At 73.7% G+C, this 14,164-nt stretch carries 14 protein-coding genes; 2 read left to right on the plus strand and 12 right to left on the minus strand.

The window, feature by feature from the left end:
- Positions 1–4: 4 nt before the first annotated feature.
- From ACFV3E_RS19855 to ACFV3E_RS19885, 7 genes are all read right to left on the minus strand, one after another.
- A complete protein-coding gene (locus ACFV3E_RS19855; protein WP_500535789.1) occupies positions 5–1,837 on the minus strand; it encodes a vWA domain-containing protein in 1,833 nt (610 codons plus the stop codon).
- Entirely contained in the window at positions 1,834–2,895 is a 1,062-nt protein-coding gene (locus tag ACFV3E_RS19860) for an ATP-binding protein (protein WP_500535790.1), read from the minus strand. Before ACFV3E_RS19860 ends, ACFV3E_RS19855 begins: the two co-directional genes overlap by 4 nt.
- Positions 2,896–3,099: 204 nt before the next feature.
- Positions 3,100–3,981, minus strand: coding sequence for a DUF6397 family protein (locus tag ACFV3E_RS19865; protein ID WP_500535791.1), 882 nt, complete (start codon positions 3,979–3,981; stop codon positions 3,100–3,102).
- Between the two features lie 96 nt (positions 3,982–4,077).
- A complete protein-coding gene (locus tag ACFV3E_RS19870; RefSeq protein WP_500535792.1) occupies positions 4,078–4,557 on the minus strand; it encodes a macro domain-containing protein in 480 nt (159 codons plus the stop codon).
- A gap of 52 nt (positions 4,558–4,609) precedes the next feature.
- The gene (locus ACFV3E_RS19875) at positions 4,610–5,002 is read right to left on the minus strand and encodes a DUF742 domain-containing protein (RefSeq protein WP_499515458.1); all 393 of its coding nucleotides are present in this window, start codon (positions 5,000–5,002) and stop codon (positions 4,610–4,612) included.
- A 6-nt stretch (positions 5,003–5,008) separates the two neighbouring features.
- Entirely contained in the window at positions 5,009–5,419 is a 411-nt protein-coding gene (locus tag ACFV3E_RS19880) for a roadblock/LC7 domain-containing protein (protein ID WP_018562311.1), read from the minus strand.
- The gene (locus tag ACFV3E_RS19885) at positions 5,416–7,686 is read right to left on the minus strand and encodes a sensor histidine kinase (RefSeq protein WP_500535793.1); all 2,271 of its coding nucleotides are present in this window, start codon (positions 7,684–7,686) and stop codon (positions 5,416–5,418) included. Before ACFV3E_RS19885 ends, ACFV3E_RS19880 begins: the two co-directional genes overlap by 4 nt.
- A gap of 239 nt (positions 7,687–7,925) precedes the next feature.
- On the opposite strand from ACFV3E_RS19885, the gene ACFV3E_RS19890 reads away from it, so the two are divergent.
- Both ACFV3E_RS19890 and ACFV3E_RS19895 read left to right on the plus strand, forming a co-directional pair.
- Entirely contained in the window at positions 7,926–8,945 is a 1,020-nt protein-coding gene (locus ACFV3E_RS19890) for an alpha/beta fold hydrolase (RefSeq protein ID WP_500535794.1), read from the plus strand.
- A 34-nt stretch (positions 8,946–8,979) separates the two neighbouring features.
- Positions 8,980–9,408 carry a PPOX class F420-dependent oxidoreductase gene (locus ACFV3E_RS19895; protein ID WP_500323247.1) on the plus strand — a complete coding sequence of 143 codons (429 nt, stop codon included), beginning with the start codon at positions 8,980–8,982 and terminating at the stop codon, positions 9,406–9,408.
- A 27-nt stretch (positions 9,409–9,435) separates the two neighbouring features.
- Here ACFV3E_RS19895 and ACFV3E_RS19900 read toward each other — a convergent pair whose 3' ends face one another.
- The 5 genes from ACFV3E_RS19900 to ACFV3E_RS19920 all read right to left on the minus strand — a co-directional run bounded on the left by ACFV3E_RS19900 (position 9,436) and on the right by ACFV3E_RS19920 (position 14,162).
- Positions 9,436–10,107 (minus strand): hypothetical protein, encoded by a 672-nt coding sequence (locus ACFV3E_RS19900; protein ID WP_500363770.1) that lies wholly within the window; start codon positions 10,105–10,107, stop codon positions 9,436–9,438.
- Between the two features lie 147 nt (positions 10,108–10,254).
- On the minus strand, positions 10,255–10,845 hold the full coding sequence (locus tag ACFV3E_RS19905; protein WP_500535795.1) for a GTP-binding protein: 591 nt from the start codon (positions 10,843–10,845) through the stop codon (positions 10,255–10,257).
- Positions 10,826–11,221, minus strand: coding sequence for a DUF742 domain-containing protein (locus ACFV3E_RS19910; RefSeq protein WP_500535796.1), 396 nt, complete (start codon positions 11,219–11,221; stop codon positions 10,826–10,828). The genes ACFV3E_RS19905 and ACFV3E_RS19910 overlap by 20 nt, the downstream gene beginning before the upstream one ends.
- Before the next feature lie 14 nt (positions 11,222–11,235).
- Positions 11,236–11,658, minus strand: coding sequence for a roadblock/LC7 domain-containing protein (locus ACFV3E_RS19915; protein ID WP_499515451.1), 423 nt, complete (start codon positions 11,656–11,658; stop codon positions 11,236–11,238).
- Positions 11,655–14,162 carry a sensor histidine kinase gene (locus ACFV3E_RS19920; RefSeq protein ID WP_500535826.1) on the minus strand — a complete coding sequence of 836 codons (2,508 nt, stop codon included), beginning with the start codon at positions 14,160–14,162 and terminating at the stop codon, positions 11,655–11,657. Before ACFV3E_RS19920 ends, ACFV3E_RS19915 begins: the two co-directional genes overlap by 4 nt.
- Between the last annotated feature and the right edge of the window lie 2 nt (positions 14,163–14,164).

Consider the following 14,164-nt stretch of genomic DNA (forward strand, 5'->3'; position numbering starts at 1 on the left):
GGCCTCAGCGCATGCGGAAGACCGGGCCCTTGGGCGTGAACGGAAGGCGGGCGTCCTGGGGGACCAGGAAGGCGTGTTCGCGGCGTATGCGCAGGACGTCGCAGTCGCCGTCCGTGATCAGCAGGACCGGGGCCGTCGGCGGGAAGTCCGGGGCGCGCTGGAGGAGGTCGACACCGGGCTGCAGCACGGTGCCGCCACGGCCCCTGACGCGTACCCGGTGGGCGATCTCGGTCACCGCCAGGTAGCCCGCGTCGAAGGGGGCGGCGTCGCAGAACACCACGCGGGCGGCCGTCACGTCGCGGGCGGTGGCGTAGGACGCGATGGCGCCGAGCGCCTTGCCGAGCAGCGTCCGGCCCATGGACGCGGAGGTGTCCAGCACCACGCCGAAGGTGCAGCGGGCCACTTCCTGCGTCGGGTGGCTGCGGCCGGCCCTGGGGATGTCCGGTGTGGACGCCTGCCGACGGGCCGGGCGGGCGAAACTGCGCACCGCCTCGGGACGGGGCACGTACTCGTCGAACCAGCGGGCGAGCCTGGCGTCCCACGGCAGCGGTGGGTGGGACAGCGCGCGGATCTCCTCGACGAGTCCGGCGGGGAGGAGTCCGCGCTCGCGGTGGTGCAGTTCGAAGCCCTGGAGCAGCCCGCGCCGGTAGAACTCGTCCAGGTCCACCCATGTGGGGGCGGTCTCCCCGGGGCGCGGCAGCGGCTCCCCGAGCACGTCCCCGAGGCCCTTGCCGCGCAGCGTGGCGAGACGACGCAACCGCCGCTGGTCCCGCGCGATGCGGTCGTAGACCTCCTCGCTGGACAGTCCGGCCAGGGCGGGGTCGTGCAGCAGGCCCTCGGGCATCTGCCCGACACCCATCTCCAGCAGCCAGCCGTTGATCACGTAGTCGGCGGCGACGTTGAACAGGTACGGGTCCCGGCCGCCCCGGCGGTCGCCGTGGCGCAGCGCGGCGTGCAGCATCTCGTGGGCGAGGATGAACCGCCATTCCTCGTCGCTGTACCGGCACAGGGGGTTGAGGTAGATCTCCCCCGCCTCGGCGTTGACCGCCGCCACCGAGATCCGCTGGGCGCGGGCGAGTTCGGCGTCGGCGACCAGGGTCATCCCGGCGGCGATGCCGCCGAGCAGCGGGTAGGAGGAGACGAACCAGCTCAGGGCGCGCTCCCAGGGACGCAGCGGGCGCCGGGCCCCGGTGAGCTCCTCGCGGCGGCCCCCGGCGACGTCCATGGCCGCCGACATCGTCCGGGTCAGGGCGCTCGCGAAGGCGACGGTCCAGTCCTCCGGTGCGCTCCAGGACGGTTGCCAGGGGTGGAGCACCTGGTCCGGCTGCGGGCCTGCGGTGCCGCACGCCGCGAACCCGGCGGGGATGCCGTCGCGGCGCCAGCGTGCCGCCAGTTGTTCCTCGTCGCCGTCCGGGAACACCGGGGGCAGCGCGACGGGCGCCCGGCCCACGGGGAAGGTGTCCAGGAAGCGGTTGACCACCGCGCAGCGGGCGGCGAGGTCGAACCGGTCGGGCTGCTCGCGCGGGCCCCTGGCGGCCGGCACGTGCCCGAAGCCCAGGTGCAGGAGGCAGTGCGCCAGCACCCAGGCCCACTCCAGCGGGTCCGCGCGGCGCAGGGGGTCGGCGTGCACGACGCCGTTGGAGGTGACCGAGGCCCAGCCGTCGCGAGGGTGCTCCTTGCACTCCTCACCGCGGCACAGACGGCCGTTGACGGCGGAGAGCGCGGCGAGGGCGGTGTTGCGGCGCAGCAGGTCGACGCCGGCGGCGAACGCCTCGGCCGCGGGGTCCTTGCGGGGTGCCGACCGCGCCCGGGACCTGTCGCCGCGCGCGCCGCTCACCGGCGTGCCTCGACCAGGCGCGGCATGTCGCGGGCGGCCTCCAGCAGGAACCAGGAGGGCAGCACCGGGTTGTCGTCGTCACCGTCGGCGATCACGGTCTGGGCGACCTCGACCGAGATCTCCGCCAACTGCACCAGCAGCGACTTGGCCCGGTAGGCCATCTGCCGCACGGCCGGGGACGCGTGCTCCCGCTGCGCCGGCAACTCCTTGATCAGACGCCCGCGGAAGGAGTCGGCGAGGTAGTAGAGCAGGTCGCGGTCCTCGATGCGGCGCGGCCAGGAAGCGTCCCCCTTGAGGATGGCGTCCAGCCCGTACGAGTGCCGGACGATCTTGACGTAGCCGCAGAAGGCCGTGGCGTGCGCCGGGGTGAGCGTGCCGTAGGCCAGCACCTTCAGCGTCCCCTCGTCCAGAGCGGGTCCGAAGGAGTGCAGCGCGTCGGAGAGCATGTGCCAGGCGCGCGGGGTGGAGAACGGCTCCTCGGTCTTGGGCGGCGCGGACCACAGGTGGTCCGGCCGGTCGGTGAGGTGGTCGGTGATCCACGGATGGATACCCGCGCCCGCCGCCCAGACCAGCCAGTCCGCCGCGGAGGCCCGCAGATGGACGTGCGCGAGCCGGTTGACCAGCGCGGAGGCCATCGGCCGTGCCAGCGCGTTGTCGGTGGCACGGTTGCCCGCACCGATCACGATGCTGCCGGGCGGCAGCTCGTACGAGCCGATGCGGCGGTCGAGGATCAGCGAGTAGAAGGCCTTCTGCACATCGGGGGTGGCCGCGTTCAGCTCGTCGAGGAAGAGGCAGTACGGCTCGTCGCGGGCGATCGTCTCCGGGGGGCAGAAGCGCGAGCGGCCGTCGACGATCTGCGGTACGCCGATGAGGTCCTCCGGAGCCAGCTGCGTCCCGATGAGACTCACGCAGTCCAGTCCCAGCGAGTCAGCGAACTCCCTGACCAGGGACGACTTCCCGATGCCCGGGGCGCCCCACAGGAAGACCGGGCGGACGGTGGCCAGGTTGAGCAGGAGCTCGGGCACCTGGGAAGGCGAGACGGTGACAACACCCTGCAAGCGCGGGCTCCTTGGAGATGAGGGGGATGGCGGGCACTCGACGGGCGCCGGCCGCCCGAGCAGTCTCACCCCTGCCGCCGCCCTGCCGCACCTGCTTTTCGGCGGATCGTCAGCCTCGCACTCCACCGCGCCCTCGACGAGTCGATCGGTCACGACGTCGTCATCACCGCCTGGTGGCGCGCGGTGCGAGGGCCTGTCCGGTCATCACAGTCCGAGGAGGCGTCGCCAGCGGCTGCGCGGTGCCGCGGGCGGTGGGGGAGGCGGGGCAGGGGGCGGCGTGGCGATCGGCGGGCCTGGGGTGGCGGCTGGGGTGGCACGCTCGGGGCGCGGGGCGGGACGGGAGGCACGGGCTCTGAGGAGCGCGTCGGCGAGCGAGACCTGGGCGAAGGTGATCTCGTCGGGGTGGCAGGCGACGGTCTGGGCCTCGATGAGCTCGCGCGTCGCGTAGGAGCCCGTACTCCCCGGTGGGAGCGCCGGGCAGAGCCGACGCAGGTAGGCCCGCTCACGGGTGTCCGGAACCGCGTCGGCGGCCAGTTCCGGGCCCAGCAGGGCGGACCAGGCGGCCGCCTCGCCCCAGGCGCCCTCCGCGTCGCGTACGAGTTCCTCGACACGGCGGGCCCGCCAGCCGCGGGCGCGGTGGTCCTCGCCCTCGTCGAGGGCGTCGCGCAGCTCGGCGGGCAGCCGGCCCTCCAGCAGGGCGGGATGGGCCCGGGCGAACCGCCGTACGTCCTCGGCGAGATAGAGCCACACCACGGCGCGGTAGCGGTTGACGTACCAGCGGACGGGGCGGAGGAAGCCGCCCTTGGCGAGCCGGGTGAAGCGCTCCCGGCTGATCCCGATCAGCGCGGCGCCCTCGATGCTGCCCACCAACTCCAGCCGCGCGCGCAGCCGGTCGGGAAAGCCCTCCTCCGCGCGCAGCCGGTCCACGTCCGCCCGTACGACACGCCGGCGCCCGCCGACGGCCGGTGTCGTGCGTACCTCACCGGTCTGCAGCGCGACCGCGAACTCCTCGGCCTCCAGGCACAGTTCCTCCCGGGCGCGCTGCATGCCGAGCGCCTCCCGGACGACGGTCTCCTTGACAGCCATGCCACTCCCCCTGACCTTCCGTAGCGACTCATCACTGACAGTCACGACGATAGGTCCTCGCGGCGACATCCGCCCGGGCCTGTGGATAACTCCGCGTCAGGCCCCGTGGTCGTACACGGTCACGGAGATCCCACGGCGCACGAGCCGCCCCTCGACCGACGGCGCGACCCGCTCCCACCGGCCGCCCGCGAGCCCGCACCCGATGCGCGGCATGTGCACGGACGCGCCCAGCTCCGCCGCCTTCTCCGCCACCAGGGCCAGCCCCGCGTCGATCGCCTCGTACCGCACCGGCACGCCCTTGCTGCCTCTGCGGATGCCGCGCTGCCCGACGAGATTGGCCACCCAGACCCACTCACCGACCCGGACGAACTGGACGGCACCCAGGCCGAAGTCGTTGCCGGCACGCTCGCGGTGCCACCGCCGGTACGCGGCCTCGGGTTCCGGCCAGCGGCGGGAGAGCGCGACCACGAATCCCTTGCCCCAGCCGCCCAGGTCGTTGCAGACGTGGACGATCAGCTTGACGCCCTTGCCCTGCGGCGCGGTGGCGTCCCCCCGGACGTACGTGATCCCCTCCATGCGGTCACCGTACGCCCGGGGTCCGACAACGCCGCCGCGGCGGCGGCCCGGCTCACAGGGCGCGCAGGCCGTCGATGACGTCCTTGAGCAGCCCCACGTCGGGCAGTTCGGCCGGCGGTACGGGCCGGATGGCCCGCAGGTGGCCGTCCCGGAGGAGGTCGCCGAGCAGCACGCGGACGACGCCGAGCGCGAGGTCGGCGTCCGCGGCCAGTTCGGCCACGGTGAGCGGGCTGTCCCGGCACAGGTCCAGGAGGGCCAGGTGCTCCTCGTCGAGGTGGTCGTCCGGGGCCGTGCCGACGGCCGGGACCATGACGGCGATCAGGTCGACGTCACCGTCGGAGTCCGGCCGGGTGCGGCCGCCGGTGATGGTGTAGGCGCGCACCATCGGACCGGCCTCGTCGTCATACCAGAGCGCGCCCTCGTCTCCCGGCGGGCTCGGGTTCATGCTTCATCACTCCCCCGGTGCCGCCGCGTCGTGCCGGCGCGGCGTGACACCGAGGTGTTCACCGACCCGGTGGACCATGAGGGTCATCTCGTAGGCGATCTGCCCGACGTCGGCCTGCACACCGCTGAGCACCGACAGGCAACTGCCCTCGCCCGCGGCCGTGACGAACAGGAAGCCGTCGTCGAACTCGACCATCGTCTGCCGCACGCCGCCCGCGTCGAAGTGCCGGCCCGCGCCCTTGGCGAGGCTGTGGAACCCGGACGAGACGGCGGCCAGGTGCTCGGCCGTGGCACGGTCCAGACTCGTGCTCGCCCCGGTCACCAGACCGTCGCCGGAGAGCACCAGCGCGTGCCTGACGTGCGGCACCCGCTCTGTCAGATCGTCCATCAGCCATGTGAGTCCACTGCTCACCGTCATCCCCCGTTCTCCCCGGTCTCCGCTGTCCCTTGCGGTGCTGCGGCGTCCCTGCCGCGGGCCAGGCCGCGGGCGAACGCCGTGATGGTGGAACGAGCCTCTTCCGGAGATCGTTCCCTTTCCTCTCCCCCGCCAAGCGACTCCGCCGGGCTCTGGTGCGCCCCGTCGTCCCTCAGTTGCGCTACGAGACTGGCCTGCCGCTGCCGCTTCGGCAACCCCGTCCCGGTACGCCCCTCCTCGCGCGGCCTGGTCGGTCCCCGCCGCGGCCGTGGCGTGCGCGGCGCCGTGTCGGCCCGGTCCGGCCCCGGCGGCTCGGGCACGGCCCGCGGGCGCAGCACCTGCTCGCCGGTCTCGAGGTCGTCGCCCGAGGCGTCCACGAGCACCGACTGCGGGACGAACACCACCGCCACCGTGCCGTCGAACCGCCCGCGGCGCAGGGTGACGCGCACCCCCTGCCGCGCGGCGAGCCGCCCGACGGTGAACAGGCCCAGCCGGTCCGTCTCCGGGAGCTCCGTTCCCGCGCCGGCCTCGCCGAGTTCGTTGTTGGCCTGGGCGAGCCGCTCGGCGCTCATGCCCAGACCGCGGTCCTCGACCTCCAGGACGTAGCCACCCGCGACCACCTCGCCGCGCACCTCGACCTTGGTGTCGGGCGGCGAGAAGGCGGTGGCGTTGTCGATGAGTTCCGCCAGCAGGTGCAGCACGTCGGCGATCGCGGGGCCGGTCAGCGCCACCCGGGGCATGCGCCGGACGACGACCCGCTGGTAGTGCTCGACCTCGCCGACCGCGGCACGCGCCACCTCCGCGAGCCGGACCGGTCGGCGCCAGGCGCGGCCTGGTGCGTTGCCGGAGAGGATCAGCAGGCCCTCGGCGTGCCGGCGCATGCGGACGGCGATGTGGTCGACGCGGAACAGGTCGTCCAGGTCCGCCGGGTCTCCGGAGCGGCGTTCCATGGCGTCGAGCAGCGTCAGCTGACGGTGCAGCAGCACCTGGCTGCGGCGGGCCAGGTTGGTGAAGACGGCGGAGACCCCGCGGCGCAGCTTCTCCTGGTCGACGGCCGCCTGGACGGCGGCGCGCTGGGCGTTGTTGAAGGCCCGGCCGACCTGTCCGATCTCGTCGGCGCCGAAGCGCAGGTCGGGTGCGGCCCGGGCGACCGCGGCGTCGTCGAGTTCCTCGCCGGCGCGGAGCCTGCGGAGCACCTCCGGCAGGCGCCTCCCGGACAGCTCCAGGGCCTGGTTGCGCAGCAGCGTGAGCCGGCGGGCGATGCCGCGCCCGATGAGCAGGGAGATGACGACCGACAGGACGACGAGGAACAGTCCGGCGAGGCTGACCGCGCCGGTCCGCACCAGCACGTCCATGCCGTCGTCGCGGGCCCGCTCGCCGACCTCGCGGGCGGCGTCGACGTTGATGTCGCTGAGTTCGGCGAGCGCCCGGTCGGCGTTCTGGCGCCAGCGGTCCTGGGAGACGACCAGGCCGACGTCCTTGGCGCCCGCCGAACGCGCCGCGGTCTCCATGGAGTCCAGTGTCCAGGCGACGCTGCCGCCCTCGAACTCGTCGAGCCGCTCCTTGGCGGCCTTGGTCAACTCGGGGTCGACGATGGAGTGCAGCAGCTTGCGGCCGTCGATGGTGCCGATGAACTCGCGGTACTGGCTGCCCGTCATGGCGGGACCGAGCTGCGCGGCGGTGAGCATGGCGTCCTCGCGGGACAGCAGTTCCCTGGCCCGTACGAGGTCGATGACGAATCCGCCCTGCCGGGCGACCTCGCCGCTCTGGAGCGCTGCGAGCGATCCGCGCAGCCGGAAGATGGGGTCGATCACAGCCGAGTAGCGGTGGAGCGTCATCGACCAGCCGACGTCGCGCTGCCGGACGTCCTCGCGCAGCGGCTCCAGGTCCTTCGCGGCGGTGATCAGTTCGGTGATCCGCTGCCGCTGGGCGAGGTCGAGCTTGGTTCCCTGCGCCTGTTCGCGCGCGTGGTCGCGGACGACCGCGAGCAGCCGGTCGGTGGTGCGCTCGGCGCCCTCCAACTCGGGCCCGCCGCTCGCGCCGTCGGACGCCACATAGGCGATGGCGACGCGCCGCTCGACCTGCAGGGCCCGCCCCAGGTCGTCCGCGGGGGTCCCGTAGTAGCGGTAGGTGTCGGCGATCCCCATGAGGGCGAAGGCCCCGCGCACCGAGGTGAAGGTGCTGTATGTCCACAGACCCGCCAGCGAGAGCAGCGGCACCAGGAGAAGTACCACGAGTTGCGTGCGGATGGTGCGGGGGCGCAGGCGCATGCGTGAGGTCCTCGGTCGACCATGGGTTCGATGGGGAGGGGCACAGTCTGACCCACGAACGCCCCCTTCGTGGCGCCGACTGTGACATCTCACAATCCCTTTCCACCGGACGCCCTCAGGTGCGGGACGCGACGGAGCGACGTACCCTGCCCGGCCCCACTCCTCCCACCGCAAGCGCGTTCACGTCGCGCTAACGGCGCGGCATTGCGGGGGAAACCCCGCTGTCGCACGCTGGACGCATGGAACGGGGACAGGTCGTGCGCCGGGTCTACGGTCCCGCCCCGGACACGGAGGACGGTTCGCAGGGCGTTCCTCTGGTCCATCGCGACATCCACGGCTACCGGCGCGCGTTCCGGCTGGGCGGCAGCGGGCCGCCGCTGCTGCTGATCCACGGCCTCGGCGACTCGTCGGCGACGTGGGCGCACATCCTGCCCCGGCTGGGGCGGCGGCACACGGTCATCGCGCCGGACCTGCTGGGCCACGGTGACAGCGAGCAGCCCCGCGCCGACTACGCGGTGGCGGCCTACGCGTGCGGCATGCGCGACCTGCTGGGCGTGCTGGACGTCGACCGGGTGTCGGTCGTGGGCCACTCGCTCGGGGCGGGCGTGGCGATGCAGTTCGCCTACCAGTTCCCGGAGCGGTGCGAACGCCTGGTGATCGTGGGGGGCGGCGGTCTGGGGCCGGAGGTGCACCCGCTGCTGCGGCTGGCGGCGGGCCCGGGTTCTGAAGTGACGCTGCCGATGGCGACTTCGCCGCCCGTGCGCGGGGCGCTGCGGCTGCTCGCGCCGCTGCTGCGGACCACCGGCGGGCTCGGGCTGGGCCGCCACGACTTCGACTACGTCCTGGAGCGCTACCTCATGCTCGACAGCTCCGAGGCGCGTCAGGCCTTCCTGCGCACCCTGCGCGCCGGGGTGGACCTGCGGGGGCAGGTCATCACGATGATGGACCGCAGTTATCTGACGGCGGGCCTGCCGACCCTCATCATGTGGGGCGAGCACGACGGGGTGATCCCGGTGCGTCATGCGCTGAGGGCGCACACCGCGATGCCGGGCAGCCGGCTGGAGCTGTTCGAGGACGCCGGGCATTTCCCGCACCATGACGCGCCCGGGCGTTTCGTCGACGTACTGGAGGACTTCCTCGCCACCACCACGCCGCAGGAGTACGACCCGGTGCTCTGGCGCCGGCTGCTGCGGCGCGGACGGGTGGACGTGCCGCTGTACCAGGAGGTCGAGCCGCCGCACCCCTCCAGCGGGTCCTGAGGCCGTCCGCCGCCGTCCGGGGCAGGATGGGGGCATGGGACACAGGATGACCGAGGAAGAGTGGCGGGCCTTCGTCTCCGCCGGGACGCGTACGGGGAAGCTGGCGACGACGCGGGCGGACGGCACGCCCCATGTGGCGCCCGTCTGGTTCCTGCTGGACGGCGACGACGTCGTGTTCAACACAGGCAAGGACACGGTCAAGGGCCGCAACATCACGCGCGACGGCCGGGTCGCCCTGTGCGTGGACGATGACCGGCCGCCGTTCGCGTACGTGGTCCTGCGGGGACGGGCGGAGGTGAGCGAGGAGCCCGGTCCCTTGCGGGAGTGGGCCACCCGGCTCGCCGCCCGCTACATGGGGGAGGACGTCGCCGAGGAGTTCGGGGCGCGCAATGGGGTGCCCGGTGAACTCCTGGTGCGGGTGCGGATCGACAAGGTGCTCGCCGAGTCCGGTGTGGCGGACTGAGCGTCCGGCGCCCGCCGCCGGCACGGGTCAGCGGATCGGCTTGCCGCCGTTGGCCTTCTTGCCGTTGGCGCCCATGGCCCACCAGGTGCCGCCCACGCCGTGGCCGTTGGTGTCACCGGGCTTGGTGTCACCGGCGTACCAGTAGACGGGCCAGCAGTTGTACGACAGCTGCTTGGTGCCGTCCGAACGGGTGTAGGTGCTGACGAGCTTGGGGTTGAGACCGGCGGCCTCGGCCTGCGCCTTGGTGACGGGCTTGGCCGCCGGCCACTTCTTGAGGCACTCGCCGGTGCAGTTGGACACCATCGGCCAGTCGGTGTCCTTGTCGAAGCGGTACAGGGTGCGGCCCTTGGAGTCGACGAGGATGTCGCCCAGGTTGGCGTCGTTGACGACGGACAGGATGGGCCACTTCTTGTCGGAGGCGGCGTCCGCGCTGCCGCTGTCGGAGCTGTCGTCCGTACCGCCGGCGTATCCGTCGTCGGTGCCCGAGGAGGGGTCGGCCGAAGTCTCGCTGTCGTACCCGTAGTCGCCGGAGGTGGTCCCGGAGCCGGGCTGCGAGGTGGCCGACTGGGCCGCGTCCTGTTGCTGGGCCGCCGGCGCCACGCTGCTCGCCTGGTTGTAGCCGTTCGACCCGCCGCAGGCGGTGACGAGGAGGAGGGCAGCGGCCGTTCCGGCGACTGCGGCACCGATCCGCTTGTGCATCTGGACTCCTTGCGCGGTAGGGGCGTCGGGGCCCGTGCGCCCCGTCTGGCCACCTGTACGCACCCGGTTCGGCTGCCTCTCAATGCACTGTGAAATCCTTTTTCGGCGGCGCCGTTCTGCTAGGGTGCCCCGCCGCTCCGCGGAGCGTCAGCGCACCGACTCCAGCAGGCGCGCCGCGTGCCTCCGCCCGGCGTGCTCGACGAGGGCGATCAGCACCTCCTTGCCCGATGCGCGGTCCCGTGCGTCACAGAGGACGACGGGGGTGCCGTCCTGCAGGTCGAGGGCGCGTGAGATGTCCTCCGGGCGGTGCTCCAACGCGCCGGGGAAGCGGTTGACGGCGACCGCGAACGGGATCTTCCGGTGCTCGAAGAAGTCCACGGCGGGGAAGCATTCCTCCAGGCGGCGGGTGTCGGCGAGCACGACCGCGCCGAGCGCCCCTTGTGACAGCTCGTCCCACAGGAACCAGAAGCGGTCCTGGCCGGGGGTGCCGAAGAGGTACAGCGACAGACCCGCCCTGATGGTGATCCTGCCGAAGTCCATCGCCACAGTGGTGGTGGACTTCCGCTCCACGCCCCCGGTGTCGTCCACGTGACGCCCGGCCTCGGTCAGTTGCTCCTCGGTGCGCAGCGGCCGGATCTCGCTCACCGCGCCCACCATGGTGGTCTTGCCGACCCCGAAGCCCCCCGCGATGAGGATCTTCAGGGCCATGACCGGCGTCTCAGAGTGCCCGGAGTCCATTGATCACCTCTCGCAGGATGCGCTCGTCGGGTAGCTGCGCCGGCGGTACGGGATTGCTCACCCGTACGCTGCCGAGCGTCAGGAGGTCGCCGAGGAGGACGCGTACGACGCCCACCGGGAGGTCGGCGTCGGCCGCCAGCTCCGCGACCGACAGGGGCTCTTCCCGGCACAGCGCGAGCAGCGCGGTGTGCTCGGGCTCCAGCGTGGGATCGTCGGCGGCGCCGGGTTCGGCGAGCACCAGGGCGATGAGGTCCAGGGCGGCGACGGCCGTGTCGGGCCGGGTGCGGCCGCCGGTCAGGGCGTACGGGCGCACCAGGGGCCCGGCCGCGTCGTCGTACCAGTGGCCGTCCGGGCTCCGCGGGTGCGCGCCGTTCATCACCCGTGCGCCGGTCAGCCTGCGGCCGGGCCGGCGGCGCCGAGGCGCGGCGGGGTGTGCAGGTGCTCGCCCACGCGCTTGACGAGGCGCGCCATCTCGTAGGCGATCAGGCCGACGTCGGCGCCCGCGCCGGTGAACACCGCGAGGCAGGAGCCCTCGCCCGCGGCCGCCACGAAGAGGAAGCCGTGGTCGAGTTCGACCATGGTCTGCCGGACCTGGCCGGCCGCGAAGTGGCGTCCGGCGCCCTTGGCGAGGCTGTGGAAGCCCGAAGCGACGGCCGCCAGGTGCTCGGCGTCCTCCCGGGTCAGCCCGCGGGAGGAGCCCACGGCCAGGCCGTCGCCCGACAGCACCACGGCGTGGCGGACGTTGTCCACCCGGTCGGTGAGGTCGTCCAGCAGCCAGTCCAGTTCACCGGACCGGTTCGATGCGTCGATCATCCGTGCTCTCCTTCGCGGGGTGCCCGGGCCGAGGTGCGGGCGTGGTCCTGCTCGCCGTCCCCGGGCGTCGGGTCCGGACCGTCGTGGTGGCCCGGCCCTCCCGGGCCTGGCCGGGTGCCGCCGGGCTGTGGGGCGGGCCGCAGGGGGCGTGGTCCTGCGGGTGCCGGTTCCCCGTCGGCGGTGTCACGGGCTCCGGCGCCGCCGCCGCGGATCCAGCCCCGGCGGAAGGCGGCCATCGTCGAGCGCGCCTGCTCGGCGGTCCGCTCCGGGACGTCCTGCCCCGTGTCCTGCGGCCGGGGGCCGCGTTCGGGTGCGCGGGGCTCCAGGAGCTGCGGGGCGAGGCTCGCACGGCGTACGCGGCGCGGGAGTCCGCCCTCGGCGGGAGGCACGCCCACAGGGGCGCCCACGGACGCGGGAGCGGGCGCCGCGCCGCGGGCCGGTGCGGGCACGGATACGGGCGCGGGCGCCGGCACGGGCAAAGGCCCGTGTTCCGGAGGACGAACGGAACGGGGCGCGGAGGGACGCGGCTGCCCGTCGCCGTCGCCGCGCGGGAAGGCCACCGCCAGGGACGGGACCTCCGCGGACCCCTGGCGGGGTCCGTGCGGGCCGGACGCCGCGCCCCCCGCCCCGGCACCCCGTGGGGCGCGGGCTTCGGGCGCCCTCATGTCGAGCAGGGTGGTGGGCAGCAGGACGACGGCGGTGGTGCCGCCGTACGGGGAGGAGCGCAGGGAGACCCTGACGTCATGCCGCCGGGCGAGCCTGCTGACGACGAACAGGCCGAGCCGGTCGCTGTCGAACAGGTCGAGCGCCTGGGTCTGGGCGATGCGCCGGTTGGCCTCGGCCATGGCCTCCTTGCCCATGCCGAGCCCGCGGTCCTCGATCTCCAGGGCGTAGCCGTTGCCGACCTGCTCGCCGTAGACGCGCACCTTGGTGTGCGGCGGGGAGAACTGGGTCGCGTTCTCGACGAGTTCGGCGATCAGATGGGTGAGGTCGGCGACCGCGGAACCGACGACCGCCGCGAGGGGGAGCCTGCGGACCTCGACGCGGGCGTAGTCCTCGACCTCCGCGACCGCGGCGCGCACCACATTGGTGAGGGGTACGGGCTTGCTCCAGGCGCGGCCGGGAGCGGAGCCGGAGAGGATGATCAGGCCCTCGGCGTGCCGCCGCATACGGGTGGTGAGGTGGTCGAGCTTGAACAGGTCCTCCAGCTCGCCCGGGTCCTCGGTGCGCCGTTCCATGCTGTCGAGCAGCGCCAGCTGACGGTGCACCAGGACCTGGCTGCGGCGGGCGAGGTTGACGAAGACGCCGGAGACCCCGTTGACCAGTTCGGCGCGTTCCGCGGCGGCGCGCAGCGCGGCGCGCTGCACGGTGGCCAGGGCCTCGGCGACCTGGCCGATCTCATCGGCGCCGTGCCTGCCCAGCGGCGCCTCCTTGCCGAGGTCGATCTCCTCGCCGGCACGGAGCCGCCGCATGGCGCGCGGCAGTTTGCGTCGGGCGAGTTCGAGCGCGGTGTTGCGCAGGCCGACGAGTTCGACGACGAGGCCGCGGCCGATCCGTACGGAGATGAAGAGGGAGGCGACGACGCCGAGGAGGCCGAGCAGGACGGCGATGCCCGAGGTGCTCAACAGGCCGTGCGCGAGGGGCCGGTCCGCGGGTGCGGCGGCCTTGGCGGACCTCTCCAGCCCGGACAGCACCTGTCCGGTGGCCCGGTCCCATGTGGCGAGGCTCGCGCCGTCCACGGCGGCCTTGCCCGGTCCGGCGTCGAGGACGGCGTCCTCCATGGCCTCGAGGTCCGTGTACGCGGTGGACCGGGCCAGCCGCTGCCAGGCGCTGCGGCCGGCACCGCCGAGGTCGGCCGTGGCGCCCGCGAGCAGGGCGCGGCGGGCGGTGACGGCACCGCTCAGGTCGCGGTAACGGTCCGTGGGCAGGCCGCGGGTGAGCGCGGCCGCGGCGAACAGGGCGTCCTCGCGGGACAGCTGTTCCGCGGCACGGCCGATCTCCAGGGCGGCACGCTCGCCGCGTCCCGTGGCAAGGGCGCCGCCGATCGCGAATCCGTCAGTCACGGCGTCGGTGTAGGCGCGGTACGTCTGCCGCCAGTCCGCCGCTCCCTGGGTGATGCCGGGGCGCTGCCTGCGCAGGCGCTCCAGGTCGCCGACGAAGGTCCGGACGCGCACCGCCGCGGTGCCCGGCAGGCCGGTGCCGTCGGCGACCGTGTGGCCGCCGCCCAGCCGCAGCAGGGCGGCGGCACGGTCGGTGGCCGTGGTGCTTCTGCTCAGTTCGGCGGCGGCCTCGGTGGTGGGCCGGGCCAGGTAGCGGGCGGCGGCGCGGCGTTCGGCCTGCAGGGTGGTCACGGTGTCGGCGACCGGCTCACGGATCGTTTCTGCAATGCGCTGGGCGCGCAGCCGACCGGAGACGTCCTGGGCCGTGGTGACGGCGGCGAAGGCCCACAGCGCCATCAGGGAAACGACGGGCACCATGAGGAGGGACACGATCTTGGCGCGCACGG

It is taken from the genome of Streptomyces sp. NPDC059718 (assembly GCF_042733315.1).
GTDB lineage: Bacteria > Actinomycetota > Actinomycetes > Streptomycetales > Streptomycetaceae > Actinacidiphila.